Annotated in this window: 17 protein-coding genes; 6 read left to right on the top strand and 11 right to left on the bottom strand. The window is 70.2% G+C overall.

Going from position 1 to position 18,428, the window contains the following annotated elements:
- Positions 1-119: 119 nt before the first annotated feature.
- Positions 120-2,531: an alpha/beta hydrolase family protein gene (locus AC1VNM_RS24050; RefSeq protein ID WP_483108581.1), complete on the top strand. Its 2,412-nt coding sequence runs from the start codon at positions 120-122 to the stop codon at positions 2,529-2,531.
- A gap of 166 nt (positions 2,532-2,697) precedes the next feature.
- Here the strand turns inward: AC1VNM_RS24050 and ypfJ are convergent, their stop codons facing one another.
- From ypfJ to AC1VNM_RS24035, 3 genes are all read right to left on the bottom strand, one after another.
- On the bottom strand, positions 2,698-3,591 hold the full coding sequence (gene ypfJ / locus AC1VNM_RS24045) for a KPN_02809 family neutral zinc metallopeptidase (protein WP_483108580.1): 894 nt from the start codon (positions 3,589-3,591) through the stop codon (positions 2,698-2,700).
- A 127-nt stretch (positions 3,592-3,718) separates the two neighbouring features.
- Positions 3,719-5,899 (bottom strand): sensor histidine kinase, encoded by a 2,181-nt coding sequence (locus tag AC1VNM_RS24040; protein ID WP_483108579.1) that lies wholly within the window; start codon positions 5,897-5,899, stop codon positions 3,719-3,721.
- A gap of 15 nt (positions 5,900-5,914) precedes the next feature.
- The gene (locus AC1VNM_RS24035) at positions 5,915-6,772 is read right to left on the bottom strand and encodes a substrate-binding periplasmic protein (protein WP_483108578.1); all 858 of its coding nucleotides are present in this window, start codon (positions 6,770-6,772) and stop codon (positions 5,915-5,917) included.
- Between the two features lie 157 nt (positions 6,773-6,929).
- On the opposite strand from AC1VNM_RS24035, the gene AC1VNM_RS24030 reads away from it, so the two are divergent.
- Together AC1VNM_RS24030 and AC1VNM_RS24025 are read left to right on the top strand one after the other, a co-directional pair.
- Complete coding sequence (locus tag AC1VNM_RS24030; protein ID WP_483108577.1) at positions 6,930-7,577, top strand: helix-turn-helix domain-containing protein; 648 nt, start codon at positions 6,930-6,932, stop codon at positions 7,575-7,577.
- 28 nt (positions 7,578-7,605) lie between these two features.
- Positions 7,606-8,325, top strand: a complete 720-nt coding sequence (locus tag AC1VNM_RS24025; protein ID WP_483108576.1) for a response regulator — start codon at positions 7,606-7,608, stop codon at positions 8,323-8,325.
- 21 nt (positions 8,326-8,346) lie between these two features.
- Here the strand turns inward: AC1VNM_RS24025 and AC1VNM_RS24020 are convergent, their stop codons facing one another.
- On the bottom strand, positions 8,347-10,461 hold the full coding sequence (locus AC1VNM_RS24020) for a primosomal protein N' (RefSeq protein WP_483108575.1): 2,115 nt from the start codon (positions 10,459-10,461) through the stop codon (positions 8,347-8,349).
- Between the two features lie 318 nt (positions 10,462-10,779).
- On the bottom strand, positions 10,780-11,874 hold the full coding sequence (hemE, locus tag AC1VNM_RS24015) for a uroporphyrinogen decarboxylase (protein WP_483108574.1): 1,095 nt from the start codon (positions 11,872-11,874) through the stop codon (positions 10,780-10,782).
- Positions 11,875-11,960: 86 nt separating this feature from the next.
- Between hemE and AC1VNM_RS24010 the strand changes: the two genes are divergently transcribed.
- Genes AC1VNM_RS24010 through AC1VNM_RS24000 form a run of 3 tightly spaced genes read left to right on the top strand, consistent with a single transcriptional unit; the run spans position 11,961 to position 14,228 of the window.
- A complete protein-coding gene (locus AC1VNM_RS24010) occupies positions 11,961-12,650 on the top strand; it encodes a LemA family protein (RefSeq protein WP_483108573.1) in 690 nt (229 codons plus the stop codon).
- A gap of 10 nt (positions 12,651-12,660) precedes the next feature.
- Positions 12,661-13,680 (top strand): TPM domain-containing protein, encoded by a 1,020-nt coding sequence (locus AC1VNM_RS24005; protein ID WP_483108572.1) that lies wholly within the window; start codon positions 12,661-12,663, stop codon positions 13,678-13,680.
- Positions 13,680-14,228: a TPM domain-containing protein gene (locus AC1VNM_RS24000; RefSeq protein ID WP_483108571.1), complete on the top strand. Its 549-nt coding sequence runs from the start codon at positions 13,680-13,682 to the stop codon at positions 14,226-14,228. The genes AC1VNM_RS24005 and AC1VNM_RS24000 overlap by 1 nt, the downstream gene beginning before the upstream one ends.
- Before the next feature lie 3 nt (positions 14,229-14,231).
- Here the strand turns inward: AC1VNM_RS24000 and ppk2 are convergent, their stop codons facing one another.
- From ppk2 to AC1VNM_RS23970, 6 genes are all read right to left on the bottom strand, one after another.
- On the bottom strand, positions 14,232-15,107 hold the full coding sequence (ppk2, locus tag AC1VNM_RS23995; protein WP_483108570.1) for a polyphosphate kinase 2: 876 nt from the start codon (positions 15,105-15,107) through the stop codon (positions 14,232-14,234).
- A 118-nt stretch (positions 15,108-15,225) separates the two neighbouring features.
- The gene (locus tag AC1VNM_RS23990; RefSeq protein WP_483108569.1) at positions 15,226-16,074 is read right to left on the bottom strand and encodes a D-hexose-6-phosphate mutarotase; all 849 of its coding nucleotides are present in this window, start codon (positions 16,072-16,074) and stop codon (positions 15,226-15,228) included.
- A 14-nt stretch (positions 16,075-16,088) separates the two neighbouring features.
- A complete protein-coding gene (locus tag AC1VNM_RS23985) occupies positions 16,089-16,814 on the bottom strand; it encodes a 4'-phosphopantetheinyl transferase family protein (RefSeq protein ID WP_483108568.1) in 726 nt (241 codons plus the stop codon).
- A gap of 29 nt (positions 16,815-16,843) precedes the next feature.
- Positions 16,844-17,446 (bottom strand): hypothetical protein, encoded by a 603-nt coding sequence (locus AC1VNM_RS23980; protein WP_483108567.1) that lies wholly within the window; start codon positions 17,444-17,446, stop codon positions 16,844-16,846.
- Between the two features lie 55 nt (positions 17,447-17,501).
- Positions 17,502-17,909: a hypothetical protein gene (locus AC1VNM_RS23975; protein WP_377158300.1), complete on the bottom strand. Its 408-nt coding sequence runs from the start codon at positions 17,907-17,909 to the stop codon at positions 17,502-17,504.
- A 13-nt stretch (positions 17,910-17,922) separates the two neighbouring features.
- Positions 17,923-18,393, bottom strand: a complete 471-nt coding sequence (locus AC1VNM_RS23970) for an excinuclease ATPase subunit (protein ID WP_483108566.1) — start codon at positions 18,391-18,393, stop codon at positions 17,923-17,925.
- Between the last annotated feature and the right edge of the window lie 35 nt (positions 18,394-18,428).

Below are 18,428 nucleotides of genomic sequence, written 5' to 3'. Positions count from 1 at the left end.
CGCAGCGATACTTCGGCCCCATGTCCTCCCGCGTCCCCTCTGTCGGCCTGAGCCATCCGCCCGTCGGTGCCCTCGACGCCCTTGATGCACCGACGGCGCCCCTCCCGTGGCTCCGGCGCATGACCGTCGCCCTGCTCGCCACGGCGCTTTCCGGGCTGGCCGCCGCGGCGCCCGCGCCGTACAAGCAGCCGTCCGCGGCGATCCGCGAGCTGCTGGACGCGCCGGCGCTGCCGCGGCTCATCCCGTCGCCGGACCGGGCCGCGCTGGCGCTGGTCGAGCAACGCCGCTACACGCCGCTCGAGGAACTGGCGCGACCGGGACTGCGCCTGGCCGGCGCGCGATTCGATCCACGCAACGCCAGCCAGCAGAACCTGATCGCGGTGCAGCGCGTGCGCCTGCGCTCGCTGCTCGACCCGGAGGCCACGGAACGCGACGTCGAGCTGCCGGCCGGCGGCACCTGGCACAACTTCATCTGGGCGCCCGACGGGCAACGTTTCCTGCTGTCCCGGCGCACCGACACGGCGGACGAGCTGTGGGCGGGCGCCACGTCCAACGGCCAGCTCTGGCGCATCTACAACGTGCGGCTGAACAACGCCGTCGATGCCGACGACATCGCCTGGCTGAACGCCCGCGAGGCCGTCGTGCTGACGGTGCCCGACGACCGCGGCGCCCCGCCCAGCCGGGCGCAGACCGGGCCGGCGATCCAGGAGACGCACGGCAAGGCCTCGCCGGAACGCACCTATCCGGACCTGCTGCGCAATCCGCGCGACGAGGACCTGTTCGAGCACTACGCCCGCTCGCAACTGACGCTGATCGACGTCGCCAGCGGACAGAGCCGCGACATCGGCACGCCGGGGCTGTTCACCAGCGTCTCCAGCATCGGCACCGGCCAGGCGCTGCTGACCGAACGGCTGGTGCGGCCGTTCAGCTACAACCTGACCTTCGACGATTTCCCGACCGTGGTCGAGGTCCGCCAACGCGACGGCAAGGTCATCCGCGAACTGGCCAAGATGCCGCTCAAGCAGGGTGTCGCGATCGACGGCTCGCTGGCGGGGCCCCGGGTGTTCTACCCGTCGCCGACGAAGGACGCGGCCATCTATTGGGTCGAGGCGCTGGACAGCGGCAACCCCGCCAACCGCGCGGCGTTCCGTGATCGCGTGATGCGGCTGGATCCGCCCTACACCGGCGATCCTTTCGAGGTGCAGCGCATGCCCTACCGCTTCACGCGGCTGCGCTTCCTGGACGACGGCATCCACGGCCTGCTGACGGAAGAAGACCGCAGCCGGGGCTGGTCGCGGACCTACCTGCTGCCGCTCAACGGCAAGCAGAGCCGGCCCCTGTTCGAGCACTCCGTGCGCGAGCGCTACCGGCATCCGGGCTTTCCGTTCATGCGCACGCTGGCCAACGGCCACCAGGTGGCGCAGACGCTGGGTGGCGACCTGCTGCTGTCCGGCCAGGGCGCGGGCCCGAAGGGCGACCGGCCGTTCCTGGACAAGCTCTCGCTGAAGGACCTGAGCGTGCAACGGCTGTTCCAGTCGGCGGAGGGGGTCTACGAGCAGCCCGTGGCGCTGCTCGAGGATCGCCGGCTGCTGACGCAGCGCGAGACCGAGCACGAGCCGCCCAACCTGGTGCTGCGCGAGAACGGCAAGGTCACGCCGCTGACGCGGATCAAGGATCCGACGCCGCAGTTGAAGGGCGTGCGGCGCGAGCTGGTGAGCTTCAAGCGCAACGACGGCGTGGAGCTCTCGTTCTGGATGTACCTGCCGCCGGACCAGCGCGAGGGTGAGAAGCGACCGGCGCTGGTGTGGGCCTACCCGCTGGAGTTCAACGACGCGGCGATCGCGGGGCAACTGAGCGGATCACCGGGCCGGTACATGAGCTTCTCGGGGATCAGTCCGCTGAACCTGCTGATGGATGGGTACGTGGTGCTGATGGACGCGACGATGCCGGTGGTGGGCGACTCGCGCAACATGAACGACAGCTTCATCGAGCAGATCACCGCCAACGCGCGGGCGATCGTCGACAAGGCCGAGGACCTTGGCACGGTGGACCCGAGGCGGGTGGCGATCGGCGGCCACAGCTACGGCGCCTTCATGGCGGTGAACCTGCTGGCGCACACGAAGCTGTTCCGCTGCGGCATTGCGCGCAGCGGCGCCTACAACCGGACGCTGACGCCCTTCGGATTCCAGAGCGAGCGTCGCTCACTCTGGGACGCAAAGGACGTCTACCTGAAGCTGTCCCCCTTCCTCTTCGCCAACCAGATCAAGGATCCGCTGCTGCTGATTCATGGCGAGGCGGACAACAACTCCGGCACCTTCCCGATGCAGAGCGAGCGCCTGTACCAGGCGCTGGCGGGCCTGGGCGGCACGGCCCGCTACGTCCTGCTTCCTTTCGAGGCGCACGGCTACACCGCGCGCGAGTCCGCCGGCCAGGTGCAATGGGAGATGAGCCAATGGCTGAAGGGCTGCGTTGGCGACCCGCGAGTCGAGCCCAAGCCTCGCCCCACAGCCGGATCCGGCGCCTCGCAGTAACCGGACGGTGTGGACTCGCTTGGCCGGGGCCGCCGGCGAAGCCGAAGCTTCCAGGACTGACTAGGCGCGTTCTGTCTGACCAAAGCGAGCCGCAGGCGAGCGGCGGGAGTTGAGCGCCCCAGCTTCGGCTTCGCCGGCGGCCCCGGCCAAGCGAGTCGCGCTCGACCTAAAGCTGCTTCGCCGAAAACGTATCGCAGTCCCGCAGATCTCCTTGAGCCATCCCCCGCTTGAACCAGCGCTGCCGCTGATCACTGGTGCCATGGGTGAAGCTCTCCGGCACCACCGCGCGCCCGGCGCTGCGTTGAAGCGTGTCGTCGCCGATCTTCGCGGCGGCATTCAACGCTTCGTCGATGTCGCCGGCTTCCAGCCAGCCTTTGGACTGCTGCGAGTGATGGGCCCACACGCCGGCGAAGCAATCGGCCTGGAGTTCCACGCGGACGCTGGTGGCGTTGGCCGCCTGCTCGGACTGACGACGGCGGGCGGCGTCGACCTTGTCGGTGATGCCGAGCAGATGCTGGACGTGGTGTCCGACCTCATGGGCGATGACGTAGGCCTGGGCGAAGTCCCCGGGGGCCCCGAGCCGGTCGCGGAGGGTCTGGTAGAAGCCGAGGTCGATGTAGACCTTGCTGTCGCCGGGGCAGTAGAACGGTCCCATGGCGGCTTGTCCGAGCCCGCAGGCGGTGCGCGACTGGCCTTCGAAGAGGGTCAGCGTCGGCGCCTGGTAGGTCTTGCCGCCGGCCTTGAAGAGCGGCGTCCAGACGTCCTCGGTGTCGGCCAGCACGACGCTGACGAACTTTGCGGGCGTGTCCTGGGGGCGGCTGTGCTCGACGGGGCGCTGGGCCGGGCCGGGCGTGGTCTGGACCGCGCTGCCGTCCAGCGCGCTGAGCACCGTCAGCGGATTGATGCCGAACGCCCAGGACGCGAGCAGCGCCACCACGATGCCGCCGATGCCGATGCCGCGTCCGCCGATCATCGGCAGGCCGCCGCCGCCGCGGCTTCCACCGCCGCTGCCGCGCAGATCCTCGACGTTGTCGCTCTCGCGATTGCCTTCCCACTTCATGATGTGCTCCTGATGCCGTCCCGCCGGCACGAACCGCTTGCAAGGATCGCACAGCGCGTGGGATGCGACTGTCGGACGGGGCCCCGAGAGCGCCCTCCCCGTCCCCCTGGATCAGGGGACAAGGCACTCAGTCGGCTGCCTGGGCCTCGCTGCCCGCCGCCAGCGAGTCTTCGGCGGGGAGGATCAGATGGAACTCGGCGCCCCCGCCCTCGCGATTGGCGGCATAGAGCTGGCCGCCGTGCATCTCGACGATCCGCCGGCTGATCGGCAGGCCGAGGCCGGTGCCTCCGGAGCCATCCTTGGTCGCGCTGGATTGGACGAAGGGATCGAAGATGCGCTCCAGTTCGTCGACCGGGATGCCCGGTCCCCGGTCGGCGACGCAGAGGTGCAAGGCCCCCTCGGGCGTGCGACCGCCGCGGAGCTCGATGGTGCCGCCCTGCGGCGCGAACTTGATGGCATTGGCCAGCACGTTGCGCACGGCCTGCTGGAAACGCAGCGGATCGACGCGCCCCGGCATCGGCGCCGGCAGGTCGGCGGCCATCGTCAGCTGGCGCTTCGCGGCGAGCGGCGCGAGCTCACGCATCACCGCGTCGACCGGCCCGCGCAAGTCCTCCGCGCGCAGTTCCAGCGCGCCGACGGCATCCAGCTTGGACGCGTCGAGCAGGTCGTTGACCAGCGCCAGCATCCGCTGCCCGGAGCCGTGGATGTCCGAGAACATCGCCTGCAGCCGCTCCTGCCCGCCGCTGCGCATGATGCCGAGCTCGGAGAACCCGAGGATCGACTGCAGCGGCGTGCGCAGCTCATGGCTGATGTTGGCGAGGAACTCGGTCTTCGTCCGCGAGGCCTCCTCCGCCGCGTCGCGCGCCTGGCGCGTCAGCCGTTCGGCGGCGGCGCGTTCGGTGATGTCGACCGCGCTGCCGGCGTAGCCGAGCAGGTCGCCGTCGCGACGCAGCGGCACCGTGGCGATCTGGTAGCGGCGCGGCGCGCCCTCGCCGTTGCGGATCGTGGCCTCGACGCTGCGCACCCCTTCGTCGCCGCCGAACAGGCTCGCCACCGCGTCGCGGTCGGCCGGCTCCGCGATATCGGCCAGCCGGCGCCCCACCGCCTCGTCCGGACGTCCGCGGTGCAGCGTCGTCCAGCGCGCGTTCACGAAGGTCAGCGTGCCCGCCGGGTTGGTCCGGAAGATCACCTCCTGCACGCTCTTGAGCAGCACGCGCATGTCGCGCTCGCGATCGGCGAGCTGCTCATGCGCGCCCTCGAGCGCTTCCACCGCCTCCGCCCGCGCCTGCAGGCTGCGCCGCACGGTGATCGTCGCCAGCGCGATCAGGGCCAGGGCCAGCGCGCCGATCAGCAGCAGCCAGCGCAGCCCCGCATGCCAGCGGGCCAGCACCTCGTCCATCGACTGCTCGACGCCGACCATCAACGGACGCCGCGGCGCCGCGCGGTAGGCAACGATGACCTCGCCCGGCAGCGCGCCTGCGCCGATGTAGGTGTCGTGCTCGCGCCCGCGGCGCAGCCCGTCGAAGGCCGGGTGCCCATCCAGCCGCTGACCGGGCAGCTGATGCAGCGTTTCCATCGCGGCGAGCAACTGCCCGTCGGTCGAGGCCAGCCATGCGGCGCTCCGGCCGGTCGGCAGCGCACGCTGCTGGACCTGCGTCAGCGCGTCCGGATTGATCAGCGCCAGCAGCCAGCGCGGGTCGCGCTCGCGCGTGCCCGGCGAGATGCCCACGGGCGCGGAAGCACCGCTGGCCGGCGCGTCGGGCGACGGCGACAACTGCAGCAGCAGCGGCAGCATGCCGACCGGCGAGCCTCGCGCCGCGCGTCCCTTCGCGAGGTCCGCCAGCCCCCGTCCCGGCCGCAGCGGCAGCAGCAGATCGCGGTCCGGCGCCGGCAGGCGGCCGAAGTCGTCGAGCGGAATCTCCAGGCCGATCTCGTCGGCATTGGTGCTGATCAGCACCCGCCCGCGCGTGTCCAGCAGCGACACGCTGCGAATGAAGGGCAGCCCCACCAGCACATGGCTGAAATGCTCCTCGAGGTGCTGCGCCTCGTGCGGGTCGGCGACCGTGCGCGTCAGCCCGTCGCCGATCGCATGCAGGGACAGCGAGGCGGTCTCGATCGTGCGGCTCGCGTCGCTCTCGAGCACCTGCGCCAGCAGCGCGCCGCGGGCGCGCGCCTCGTCGATCGCTTCCTGGCGGCCGATCCAGGCCGGTCCGATCAGCCCGGCCAGCGTGCCCGCCCCGACGGCCACGCCCGCCCACAGCGTCGCGCGACGCAGACGCAGGAGGGATCGGACGGCCGGACCGAGCATCGCTGCGACTCCGCCTCAGGGCACGACGATCGCGCTCAGGCCGTGGCGCTCCGCGGCGGCGCGCAGGCGCCCGTCGCGCTTGATGCGCCCGACGAATTCGTCCAGCCGCGCCAGCCAGACGGCATCGCCGCGCTTGATCGCGTAGGCATACGGCAGGACGTGGAAGGGCTTGGGCGACGCGATCAGCTGCGCCCAGTCGGCGTTGTCCAGCAGCCGGCGGCTGTACGGATAGTCGGTCATGAAGACGTCGGCGCGGCCGGACTCCAGTTCGCGCTCGCGCGTCGCGGGCGGCTGCACCACCAGCAGCGTCGCGCGCTTGAGCGTGTCGCGCATCACCTGCTCCGTCGACGTGCCGGTCTGCACGGCGACCACCACGCCCGGCTGGTCGATGTCCTCCCAGCGCTTGACGACGCGGCTCGCGCGACTCGCGATGGCGTAGATGTCGCTCTGCAGATAGGGCTGCGTGAAGGACAGGGCCACCGCCCGCTGCGGCAGCACGGCGACGGCGAACATCGCGACGTCGCAGCGCTCCGCCTCGAGGTCCGGGATCAGGCGCCGGAACGAGGACTCGACGTACCGCAGGCGAACGCCGAGTTCCTTGGCCAGTTCATTGGAAAGATCGATGTCGATGCCGCTGAGCGTCTCGTCGCGCGGATGCCGGTAGGTGATGCCGTAGTAGTCCGGCCAGATGCAGACGCGGAGCACGCCGTGGGCGAGCACGCGTTGCAGCGCCGGGCTGGCGGCGGCGTTGACGGGCGCAGGCGCGGACGCCGGGGCGCTCCACGCGCCCGGCGCCACCGCCACCAGCAGTCCCGCGGCCCAGGTCCGGGCCAGCCGGACCGTCGCGGCCTGTGCGGTCCATCGCTTCGTCATCGCATCTCCTCGGCTCCGGATTGCACCAGAGTTCGCGCCACCCGACCGCGAGGGATGCCCCCACCCGCCACCGAAGTCACACCCGATATCAGTTTTATCGCTTATAAATGGGGATATTGCCCACCTACAAGTTTGGTTAATTCGGCAAAATCGACTCATGACAGCCATTGCCCGTACACCTGACGACATGCAAGAGGATTTCAGCACGCGCGAAGTGGCGCAGCGCCTCGGCATGGCCGTCCGATCGGTGCAGCTGATGGTCGACCGCGGAGAGCTCCAGGCCTGGCGCACACCGGGCGGGCACCGCCGGATCCTGCGGGCGTCGCTGGACGCGTGGCTGACCGGCCGCGGCCTGGCGCCGACCAAGCCGGCCGACCTGGCGCCCGCCGACGGCGCCCCGCAACGGCTGAAGGCGTTGCTGATCGAGGACTCGGTCCACTACCAGAACCTCGTCATGCTGCTGGCGCAGCAGGAGTTCCCCGACCTGGACCTGCACACGGCCAACGACGGCATCGGCGGTCTGGTCATGTACGGGCAGCTGCAGCCCGAGATCCTGCTGGTCGACATCCTGCTGCCCGGCATCGACGGCGCGGCGCTGGTGACCAGCCTGCGCTCGCAGCCGCAGTTCGCCAGCAGCGAACTGATCTTCGTCACCGCGCTCGACGAGCAGCAACGGGCGCCCTACGCGTTCGCGCTGGCCGGCCTGCCGCTGGTGCACAAGCCCCGGCTCGTGACCGACCTGCCGCCGCTGCTCGGCGCCGCCATCCAGCGCATCCAGGCCCGTCAGCCGCAGTTCGCCGGTTGAAGCCGGTCGACCTCGGCGGGTTTTGATCATGGCGTCCCGCGTCCGGGTCCTCCTGGTAGAGGACGACACCACCCTGCAACGCTTCGTTGCCATGGCCCTGGAGGACGACGAGGTGCGCCTGCAGGCCTGCATCTCCGTCGACGAGGCGCTGCTCGCGCTCGCGACCCAGAGCTTCGACCTGGTCATCAGCGACCTGATGCTGCCAGGGCGGCACGGCCTGGACCTGCTGCAGACGCTCAAGCAACGGCCCGAGCTGCGCGGCACGGCGCGGCTGGCCGTGTTCAGCGCCGGACTCAACCCGGCCGTGCGCGAACAGCTGGAGGCGCTCGGCGTGACGCGTTTCCTGTCCAAGCCCTGCTCGCTGGGGGATCTGCAATCCTGCCTGGACGGCCTGCGCGACGCGACGCCGGCGGCGGCGATGCCGTCGATCCACCAGGCGGCCATCGAACAGTACTTCGGCGGCAACGCCGCGCTGTACCAGGCCTTCCTCGCGCGCTGCCGGATGCAGTTCCCGCTCGACATCGCCAACGGGCGCCTCGCCTGCGAACGCGGTGAGCACGTCAAGCTGCGCCATCTCGCGCACAGCCTGAAGAGCGTGCTGCTGACGCTGGGGCACACCGAGGCGGCCGAGGTCGCCCGGCAGCTGGAGCTCGACGCGGAACAGGCCGCGACGGGGTCCGAGGACGCCCTCGCCGCCGCACGCGCCGCCTGGCCGGTGCTGGAAGAAGCGCTCTCGCGCCTGCTCTGAATCCGCGGCGACCGGGCTTCCCTAGATCGCCAACGGATCCACGTCTACCGCCCACCGCGTCAGGCCCTTCTGACGGCGCTTGAGCGCGTGCAGCTCGGGCAGCCAGGCGCGCAGGAAACGCTGGAGCTGCGCGCGGTTGCCGGCTTCGATCAGCATCTGGAAGCGCTCGCTGTCGGCCACCCGCGCGATGGCCATCGGCACCGGCGGATAGAGCAGCAGGCCCAGCGACAAGGGCAGCGCCTGCGCCGCCTCCTGCGCGGCGGTGAGGAAATCGCGCGCGGCCTCGACGCTGCGCCCTTCCGCCCGTACCAGCGCCAGATGCGCGAACGGCGGCAGGTTCGCCGTCATCCGCTCATGCAGCTGGCTGCCGGCGAAGGCCTCGTAATCGTGCTTCTGCAGCGACTGGTAGAGCGCGTGCTCGGGATACCAGGTCTGGATCCACATCTCGCTCGCGGCCGCCTGCGCGGCGTCGCGCCCCGCGCGGCCGCCCGCCTGCATCAGCAGCGAGAAGAGTCGCTCCGGCGCGCGGAAGTCGCTGCTGAACAGCGCGCCGTCCGGGTTCACGGCGGCCACCAGCGTGATGCGGCGGAAGTCGTGGCCCTTGGCGACCATCTGCGTGCCCACGAGGATGTCGACGTCGCCGTCATGCACCGCGGCGAGTTGCGTTTCCAGGCTGCCCTTGAGCCGGGTCGTGTCCGCATCGATGCGCGCCACCCGCGCGCCGGGCAACGCCAGGGCGAGCTGCTCCTCCAGCCGCTCCGTGCCGCGCCCCAGCGGGGCGATGTCCGGGTTGCCGCAGGACGGGCAGGCGCGCGGCACGCGCGTCGTCACGCCGCAGTGGTGGCAGCGCAGCGTCCTGTCCTCCTTGTGGAAGACCTGGTGCGCGCTGCAATGCGGGCAGTCGCTCTTCCAGTTGCACTGGTCGCAGTGCAGCACCGGCGCGTAGCCGCGGCGGTTCAGGAACACGAGGCTCTGCTCGCCACGCTCCAGCCGCTTGCGCATCGCGTCCAGCAGCGGCACCGACAGCGCCGTCGTCACGCCCTTCTTGCGTTCGAGCCGGTTCATGTCGAAGAGCCGGACGCGCGGCAGCGCGCCGCCGCCGATGCGCTCGGTGAGATCGATGCGCCGATAACGGCCGCCGAGCGCGTGCTGCCAGCTTTCCAGCGACGGCGTCGCCGAGCCGAGCACCACGGGCACCTTCTCCAGATGGCCGCGATAGACGGCCAGATCGCGCGCGGAGTAGCGCGCACCGTCCTGCTGCTTGTAGGAGGGGTCGTGCTCCTCGTCGACGACGATCAAGCCCAGCCGCGGCATCGACGCGAACACCGCCAGCCGCGTGCCCAGCACCAGCTGCGCGCGCCCCAGGTGCGCCGCGAGCCAGTTGCGCAGGCGCTGCGCCGGCGTCAGCGCGCTGTGCAGCGACACGATCGAACGACCCGCGAAGCGCTCGGCGAAACGTGCCTCGAGCTGCGGCGTCAGGTTGATCTCGGGCACCAGCACGAGGACCTGCTGCCCGCGTTCCAGCGCGGCTTCGGCGGCGCGCAGGTAGATCTCGGTCTTGCCGCTGCCGGTCAGTCCCCACAGCAGCGCGGGCGGTGGGGCGTCGCGGCCGGCCAGCTCCGCCAGCGCGTCCAGGGCCGCCTGCTGCTGCGCGGTCAGCGCCGGGCGCTCCGGCGAGGCCGGCGACCCGTCCTGCACTTCGGCCACGGCCTTCGCCGCTGCCGCATCGGCCTTGTCGAGCTTCTTCAGCCGCGCCTGCAGCTGCTTCGCGTCGAGGTCCCGCAGTTGCGGCGGGAGCACCGCCAGCGCCAACTCGCCGACGCTGCGCTGGTAGTACTGCGCCGCGAAGTCGAGCAGCCGGCGCCAACGATCGGACAAGGGCGGCAGCGCATCGAGGGCCTCGCCCACCGGACGCAACTCCGACTCGGGCAGTTGCTCTTCCTCGGGCAAGTCCTGGCCCTCGGGCAGGTCGTCCCACACCAGCCCCATCACGTCGCGGCGGCCCAGCGTCACATGCACCAGGGTGCCGGGGGTCAAGTCTTGCGGGCCGAGGTAATCCAGCGGCCCGGTCAGCCCGCTGTACTGCGGCGCCTCCACGGCCACCCGCACGCGGCGCAGGGGCGGACCCTCGCTCATCGGCCCTGCCCTCGGCACCGGATGTCACCGCTCGCGCCGTCCCCTCCGGCCTCCACCGGCCATGAGGAAAACGCGCCAAGTGCCTGATTTCCAAAGGTGTTCACAACGGGGTCGAAAGCCTGTGGATAACTTTGTGGGAAACGCGCTGGCTTTTCTGGGGCCGCCCGGATTGGCGCCGCGGCGCCTCTCGGGCGTCAAATTCCGGGGAAACGCGGACACCCCTTTGAAATCAACAACTTACGCGCCCATCGGGGAAAGCCCTAGCTCCGATGCCACGCATGTGCTGCGTTTCGGTGACATGCACGAATTTGGGGATAACTACGCCGTGCCCTTGCGCAGTTTGCGCGAATGCTTATGCACTTCGTCGACCAGTTCGGCGACGCTTTCCGGCGGCGTGAACTGGCTGATGCCGTGGCCCAGGTTGAACACGTGTCCGCCCCAGCCGCCGTCCGCGCGCTGCGGCGCGCCGAAGCTGTCCAGCACCGCGCGCGCCTGCTCGCGCACCGCGGCCGGCGGCGCGAACAGGACGTTCGGATCGAGGTTGCCTTGCAGCGCGACGCGGTCCTGCACCTGCGCCCGCGCGCGGCCGAGGTTGACCGTCCAGTCCAGGCCGACGACGTCGGCGCCGGCCGTGGCGATCTCGTCCAGCCACAGTCCACCGCCCTTGGTGAACAGCAGCTTGGGGATGCGGCGGCCGTCGTGTTCGCCCTTGAGCTGCGACAGCACGCGGCGCGAATACGCCAGGCTGAACTGCTGGAACTGGCCGTCGGCCAGCACGCCGCCCCAGGAATCGAACACCATCACCGCCTGGGCGCCGGCCTCGATCTGCGCGTTCAGGTAGGCGGCGACCGCATCGGCGTTGATCGACAGGATGCGGTGCATCAGGTCGGGACGCGCGTACATCAGGCTCTTGACGTGGCGGTAGTCGTCGGAGCCGCCGCCCTCGACCATGTAGCAGGCCAGCGTCCACGGGCTGCCGGAGAAACCGATCAGCGGCACGCGGCCGTTCAGCGCGGTCCGGATCGAGGTCACCGCGTCGAAGACGTAGCGCAGCTTGTCCATGTCCGGCACGGCCAGCGCGTTCACGGCGGCCTCGTCGCGGACGACCTTCTCGAACTTCGGACCCTCGCCCTGCGCGAACGACAGGCCCAGGCCCATCGCGTCCGGCACGGTCAGGATGTCGCTGAACAGGATCGCCGCATCCAGCGGATAGCGCTCCAGCGGCTGGAGGGTGACCTCGGTCGCATAGTCCTTGTTGGTGGCCAGCCCCATGAAGCTGCCCGCCTTGGCACGCGTGTCGCGGTACTCGGGCAGGTAGCGGCCCGCCTGACGCATCAGCCAGACGGGGGTGTACTCGGTGGGTTCGCGCAGGCAGGCGCGCAGGAAGACGTCGTTCTGAAGGGGGGCGCTCATGGGGAGGGGATTATGCTCGGGCCCCCCGCTCTTGAATTCCGGGACCCGGCACACGATATGCCGCTGCGCACTAGGAGGATCCGCTGATGACTTCGACCCTGTCCCGCCCATTCAACGCCATTCGCTCGTCGCTCCGCGCCACTGCGGCCGCCGCGCTGATCGTGGGCGCGCCGATGGCGCTCACCGGCTGCGGCTACAACGAGTTCCAGAGCCTGGACGAGCAGGTCAACGCCAGCTGGTCCGAGGTGCTCAGCCAGTACCAGCGCCGCAGCGACCTGATCCCCAACATCGTCAACACGGTGAAGGGCGAAGCCAGCTTCGAGCAGGACACGCTGACCAAGGTTGTCGAGGCGCGCGCCAAGGCCACCAGCATCCAGGTCACGCCCGAACTGGCGCGCGACCCCGCCGCGCTGCAGAAGTTCCAGGCCGCGCAGGGCGAGCTCTCCGGCGCGCTGAGCCGGCTGATGGTCGTCAGCGAACGCTACCCGCAGCTGCAGGCCAACCAGGGCTTCCGCGACCTGCGCGTGCAGCTCGAGGGCACGGAGAACCGCATCACCGTTGCACGCAACCGTTACATCAAGTCGGTGCAGGAATACAACGTGCTGACCCGCCGCTTCCCGACCAACCTGACGGCGAAGGTCTTCGGCTACGACACCAAGCCCAACTTCACCGTGCAGAACGAGGCGGCGATCTCCGCGCCGCCGACGGTGAGTTTCGACAAGCCGGCGACGACAACGCCGGTCCCGGCCCCGGCGGCCTCGCCCGCGTCGAACTGAGGCCCCGCGCATGCGGGCGGCCTCGCTCCCGTTGCCGCACCGGCGGCTGTCGTCGCATCACTTGTCGCGACACGTGTGGCGGTTGCTGGCGCTGGTCTTCTTCGGCCTGCTGATGAGTGTCGGCATGCTGCCGCGCGCGCGGGCGCAGGACGTCCAGCCGATACCGCCGCTCAGCGGCCGCGTCATCGACCAGACCGGGACGCTGAGCGCCGCGCAGCGCGAGGCGCTCGACGCGAAGCTGGCCGCCTTCGAGCGCGAGGCCGGCCCGCAGATCGTGGTGCTGATGGTGCGCACCACCGCGCCGGAGGACATCGCCGCGTTCGCGCAGCGCCTCGGCGACCAGTGGAAGATCGGCCGCCGCGACGTCGGCGACGGGCTGCTGGTCATCGTCGCGAAGGATGACCGGCGCATCAACATCCAGACGGCCAAGGCGCTCGAGGGCGCGGTGCCCGACCTCGCCGCCCGGCAGATCATCGAGCGCGACATCACGCCCGCGTTCAAGGCCGGCGACTACGCCGGGGGACTGAACCGCGCGATCGACTCGCTGCAGGCGCGCATCCGCGGCGAGCACCTGCCGGCGCCGACGCCGCGGTCATCGAAGTCCGGCGGCGGCCACAACATCGACATCGGCGAGATCGCGATGATCGCCTTCCTCGCCGTGCCGCTGGTGGGCGCGGTGCTGACCTCGATCTTCGGCCGCAAGATCGGCAGCCTGTTCACCGGCGTCGGCGCGGGCGCCGTCGGCTGGGGCCTGAGCAACAGCCTGCTGCTGGGTGCCGGCGCGGCGGTCGCGTCGCTGATCCTGGTCGGCGTGCTCGGCATCGGCGCGGCGCGACGGCGCAGTGCGAGTCCTTCCTACAGTGGTTACCGGCGCAGCGCCCATGGGTCCGGGGGCATCTCGCCGCCGATCATCTGGGGCGGCGGTGGTGGCGACGGCGGCGGCAGTTGGGGTGGCGGCAGCGACGGCGGTGGCTTCTCGTCCGGCGGCGGCGGCGACTTCGGCGGCGGCGGCGCTTCGGGAGACTGGTGATGGAACGACCCACCGATCACGACGTCCGCCACGCCGGCGACACGAGCCGGCTGGGGCGCTTCTTCCGCCACCGCTTCTGGGACGAGGCCGACGTGCGGCGCGTGCTGCCGGCCGCGGCGCTGGCGCGCCTGTCCGCACGGGTCACCGAGAGCGAGCTGAGCCACGCCGGCGAGATCCGTCTGTGCGTGGAAGCCAGCCTGCCGATCAGCTACCTGTGGCGCGGCCTGACGGCGCGGCAGCGCGCACTGGCGCTGTTCGGCAAGCTGCGCGTCTGGGACACCGAGCACAACAACGGCGTGCTCATCTATCTGCTGCTCGCGGAGCACGCGATCGAGATCGTCGCGGACCGCGGATTGAACCGGCGCGTCAGCGCGGCGCAATGGCAGCCCATCGTCGACGGGCTGCGGGAGTCGCTGCGCGGCGGTCAGTTCGAGCAGGGGCTGGTGGAAGCGATCCGTGCCGTCGAGGCGCTGCTGGCGCAGCACTTCCCGCCCGAAGCCGGCGCGGTGCCGCGCAACGAGCTGCCGGACGCCGTCGTGGTGCTCTGAGATTCAAAGGCTCTTGATCGGCCTGAGCTTCCAGCCGAAGCGCTCTTCCTTCAGACCGCCCTTCATCGGCGGGAACTTCAGTTCCTTCGCCGGCACGGTGACGTCCGGCAGATGGTCCAGCAGATGGCGGATCACGGTCAGGCGGCCGCGGCGTTGATCGTTGAAGTCGACCAGCGTCCAGGGCGCCTGCTTCGTGTGCGTGTGTTCGAGCATGCGGTCGCGCGCGCGGCCGTAGTCCTCGTAATGCTGTCGCGCCTCGAGGTCGATCGGCGAGAGCTTCCACTGCTTCAGCGGATCCTCGGCGCGCTCGGCGAAGCGCTCTTCCTGCTGCTGCTGATCGACCGTCAGCCAGTACTTGAACAGCAGCACGCCGTCGTCGACGAGCAGACGCTCCAGCACCGGCGCCTGCTTCAGGAAGTCCTCCGTCTGCTGCGGCGTGCAGAAGCCCATCACCGCCTCGACGCCGGCGCGGTTGTACCAGCTGCGGTCGAAGAGCACGATCTCCCCCGCCGACGGCAGGTGCGTCAGGTAACGCTGGAAGTACCACTCGCCCTGCTCGCGCTCGCTGGGTTTGCCCAGCGCGACGGTGCGGCACTGGCGCGGACTCAGCGTCTCGGAGATCGCGCTGATGACGCCGCCCTTCCCGGCAGTGTCGCGGCCCTCGACGATGATCAGCAGCCGCTTGCGCGTGTGCTGCAGCCAGCGCGCGAGGTTGTTGAGCTCGACCTGCATCGGCTGCAGGCGGTCCAGGTAGTCCGACTTCGACAGCTTGCCGTTCTTGCCGCTGCCCTTGTCGTTGCTGCCCTTGTCGCTGCTGCCTTTGGCGCTGCTCCTGTCGTCGCTGCGCTTGCCACCGCTCTTGGACTTCTTGTCGGCCATGCTGTCTCCGTGCCGTGAAGGACGGGCCAGCTTACCGCGCATCACCGCCAACGCGGGGGTGGCGCCGCGGCCGCCGTGCTGCTGCTGCGCTGCTACGGCGATGCGCCGATGCGGCGGATCAGAGCAGTTCGAGCGTCTGCATCCCCGCCCAGGTCTCGCCCGGCGGCAGCTCGATCGGCTTGAGCACCTGCGCGGCCTCGACGCACAGCATCTGCTTCCAGCCGCCCTCGGGCATGTCGGCGAGCGCGTCGCCCTTCTCCTGACCGGGATTCCAGATCACGGCGTCGGTGAAGCCCTGCTGGCGGATCGCCACGCGGCGGTCGCCGTCGCGCAGGGTCAGGTCGTGCCGGGCGTCCTGGTAGATGCGATCCATCTCGCCGTCCAGACGCAGCAGGTCTTCGTGCTGGGTGCCCGCGCGTTCGGCGGCGGAGTCCCAATACGCCAGACCCGACAGTCCTTGCACCGAGGCCGACATGATCTGCGTCAGCCGCAGGTAGGTGTGCAGCGCAGCGGTGAAGGACAGCGGCGCGTCGCCCTTGTTCTCGCAGGCAAGCTCGATCTGCAGCGCGCGGCCGGCGATGCGGATGCTGATCTCGGCCTCGAAGGCATGCGGCCAGACCATGCGGGTGGCGTTGTCGTCGCTCAGGCGCAGGACGGCGAGCGCGTCTTCCTTGCCCGACTCGGCGCTGACCAGCTGCCAGGGCTTGCCGCGCGCGAAGCCGTGGCGCTGCAGCGGGCCGCGGGTCGCAAACTGCGGAAAGATCACCGGCACGCCGCCGCGGATCGCCTGGCCGGTGGCGAAGGCGCTCTTCGGCGACAGAAAGAGCTGCTCATCGGCGCCGGCGGGCACCCACGACACCAGATGGGCGCCGTGCAGCAGCAGCGTCGCGCGGGCGCCGCCGGGGGCGCGGAGTTCAAGGGCTTCGAGGCCCTGGTGACGGGTGATGGCGATGGGGGTGGACGACATGGGCGACAACAACTTCAGGCGGAGGGCCGCGATTCTAGGAGTTGCCAGCGCAGCGGTTCGCCGGCCATCTCCTCGGGAAGGTCATGCGGGTGCAGACCGCGCCCCGGGAGAGCGCCCTCCACGACGACGGCGAGCATCAGGCCAAGGCCTTCCGCGCGGGCGCAGGCGCAGTCCGCGCGAGGCCCGTCGGTATCTGCATCGGCATTGGCCGACACGCCGACGTCGTCGAGCGGGAGGAAGTCGAGCGCACGCATCTGCGCGAAGTCGAGGCCACGGCCCCGGCACTTCAGCCAGGCTTCCTTGAGCGTCCACCAGCCGTAGAAGACCGCGAGCGCATCGGCGTCGCGGCCCAGGGTCTGCAGACGCTCGATCTCCGCGCATTGCGCGTCGCCATGCACCTGCCGTGACAACGCGAGCAGATCGCCGCGACGTGGTCGCAGCACTTCGAGGTCGACGCCGATCGGCAGCGCGCAAGCACCGGCGAACAGCCAGTCGCCGCTGTGGGACAGGTTGATGTGCCCGGACGGCAGCGTGCTGCGTCCGTCGGCATCGATGTCGGGAGGAACGGCCGTCAGTTGCCGCAGCAACCGACGTCCTTCGACGAAGCGCTCCCGCGCGTCGTCGTTGCGGCGTCCCGCGAGCCGGGCGCGCTCGCCCGGCAGCAGGTCTTCGGGCGACAGCGGCGGACCGGACAGACCGGTCCGCGTCGTCAGCGCCAGGCGAAGGAACGGCGGCGACACGCGACTTTGACCGCCTGCCGCCATCCTCGTCACTTGGCGGTGGCAGTGGCGGGAGCGAGCGCCTTGTCGTCCGCGCCGGTCGGGCCGCCCTTGGCGACGCTGTAGTTCGCCAGCACGTAGCCGCTGGCCAGGTTGGCGACACGGGTCAGCATGATGTTGTCATGCACGCCCATCACGAAGCCAGCGGCCATGGCGTCGGCGCGCTGGAAGAACTCCGGCGTCGCGACCACGCGGCCCTTGTCGTCGATGATGCGCAGACGCAGCAGCACGCCCGAGCTGCCGGCCAGCGGTCCCAGCAGGATGCGCTTGGCGCCGTGCGTGAACTGCAGCTGCTCGAGCACTGGCAGGATGGTCAGCTTGCGGCCGTTGTCCGGGCCGGCGTTCCACTCGGGCAGCGCGGTGGACAGATCCTTGGTCAGGTTCTCCTGGATCTTGGCCACGCCCGTCGGGCTGGCCTTGATGCCGTCCGCCACGCGCAGCGGCTGCACTTCGATGCGGCCGAAGGCCTTGAAGGCTTCCGTGGGCGGCGGGTTGTCGAGCGCGGTGGCCTTGACCCGGGTGGCGCAGCCCTGCAGGGCGGCAAGGCCCATCAGGCCGGCGATCGCGAAGACGCGAAGGAAATGACGACGCATGGAGAACTCCCTGAAAAGTCGTTGTTGTGGTTGAGAAAAGGAAAACGGCGCGCGCTCAACGGCGCGCCGCGGCTTGGATGTCCTTGGTCAGGGACGGCAGCCACTTGTTGTAGTTGGGATGGATCTGAGGAACACCGTCCTTGACTTCATAGCCCAGCTCGCGGCTGGACACGTAGCTCATCTGCAGGCTGTCCGCGTCATAGGCCACGGCGATGACGCACTCGATGCGGCCGTTGTCCTTCGTGTAGACGAGCTCGATCCGACCGGGCTCTTCCTTGCCAGGCCGCCAGCCGCGCTTGGCGCTGCCCTCGACGATGGACTTCCTCATGAGCTCGACCCCGGGCGTCCGGCCGTCGATGTTGGTGATGGTGGTCCGCCCGGGTTCCACCATCGGCACGGAATCGCGCGCCTGCGACAGCGTGGTGGCCGCGATCAGCGCGGCGGCAATCAGGAAACGCTTCATGTCGACCCTCCGATCAGTTGGCAACCTTGGCGTACGTGCCCTTGAGCGCGACGCCGATGATCACGCCGCCGGCATGGCATTCGAAGGTGGTGTCGCTGCGGGTCTCGTTCTTCTTGTAGTAGCTGACCATGTCGACCACGGCGTTGGCGCCTTGGCGTTTGGCGCTGTTCTGGAACTGGATCAGCGCGCTCAGGGCGGCCCACTTGCAGCCGAACTCGTCGGACTTGCCGATGCCATTGGTCTTCTGGTTGGAGCTGTCCGACCCCATGCGCTTCTCGACGCGGGGCGTCTTGGCGCCGGCCAGGAAGAACTTGACCGAGCCGTCGAGCTTGCCCTCGGCTTCCGGCATGGCCAGCACGTCGGCCAGCGGGATGTGCAGCACCGTGTCGCGCGCCTGCGCGGCACCGGCGGCCAGGCCCAGCGCGGCGACGCCGACGGCCAGCGAGCGCTTCATGACGAGGGCGTACTTGTTCTTCGTGGTCATGGATTCCCTTTCTTGAGGACGGTGGTGAGGGGGGC

Source organism: Mitsuaria sp. MSU3D (assembly GCF_056867975.1).
The sequence above is the reverse complement of the archived record's forward strand: the minus strand, read 5'-3'. Positions and strand labels throughout refer to the sequence as shown.

Excerpts from the sequence above, each read along its gene's own strand:
- AC1VNM_RS24050 (WP_483108581.1), top strand. The coding sequence starts at position 120 with ATGACCGTCGCCCTGCTCGCCACGGCGCTTTCCGGGCTGGCCGCCGCG.
- ypfJ (WP_483108580.1), bottom strand. The coding sequence starts at position 3,591 with ATGAAGTGGGAAGGCAATCGCGAGAGCGACAACGTCGAGGATCTGCGC.
- AC1VNM_RS24040 (WP_483108579.1), bottom strand. The coding sequence starts at position 5,899 with ATGCTCGGTCCGGCCGTCCGATCCCTCCTGCGTCTGCGTCGCGCGACG.
- AC1VNM_RS24035 (WP_483108578.1), bottom strand. The coding sequence starts at position 6,772 with ATGACGAAGCGATGGACCGCACAGGCCGCGACGGTCCGGCTGGCCCGG.
- AC1VNM_RS24030 (WP_483108577.1), top strand. The coding sequence starts at position 6,930 with ATGACAGCCATTGCCCGTACACCTGACGACATGCAAGAGGATTTCAGC.
- AC1VNM_RS24025 (WP_483108576.1), top strand. The coding sequence starts at position 7,606 with ATGGCGTCCCGCGTCCGGGTCCTCCTGGTAGAGGACGACACCACCCTG.
- AC1VNM_RS24020 (WP_483108575.1), bottom strand. The coding sequence starts at position 10,461 with ATGAGCGAGGGTCCGCCCCTGCGCCGCGTGCGGGTGGCCGTGGAGGCG.
- hemE (WP_483108574.1), bottom strand. The coding sequence starts at position 11,874 with ATGAGCGCCCCCCTTCAGAACGACGTCTTCCTGCGCGCCTGCCTGCGC.
- AC1VNM_RS24010 (WP_483108573.1), top strand. The coding sequence starts at position 11,961 with ATGACTTCGACCCTGTCCCGCCCATTCAACGCCATTCGCTCGTCGCTC.
- AC1VNM_RS24005 (WP_483108572.1), top strand. The coding sequence starts at position 12,661 with ATGCGGGCGGCCTCGCTCCCGTTGCCGCACCGGCGGCTGTCGTCGCAT.
- AC1VNM_RS24000 (WP_483108571.1), top strand. The coding sequence starts at position 13,680 with ATGGAACGACCCACCGATCACGACGTCCGCCACGCCGGCGACACGAGC.
- ppk2 (WP_483108570.1), bottom strand. The coding sequence starts at position 15,107 with ATGGCCGACAAGAAGTCCAAGAGCGGTGGCAAGCGCAGCGACGACAGG.
- AC1VNM_RS23990 (WP_483108569.1), bottom strand. The coding sequence starts at position 16,074 with ATGTCGTCCACCCCCATCGCCATCACCCGTCACCAGGGCCTCGAAGCC.
- AC1VNM_RS23980 (WP_483108567.1), bottom strand. The coding sequence starts at position 17,446 with ATGCGTCGTCATTTCCTTCGCGTCTTCGCGATCGCCGGCCTGATGGGC.
- AC1VNM_RS23975 (WP_377158300.1), bottom strand. The coding sequence starts at position 17,909 with ATGAAGCGTTTCCTGATTGCCGCCGCGCTGATCGCGGCCACCACGCTG.
- AC1VNM_RS23970 (WP_483108566.1), bottom strand. The coding sequence starts at position 18,393 with ATGACCACGAAGAACAAGTACGCCCTCGTCATGAAGCGCTCGCTGGCC.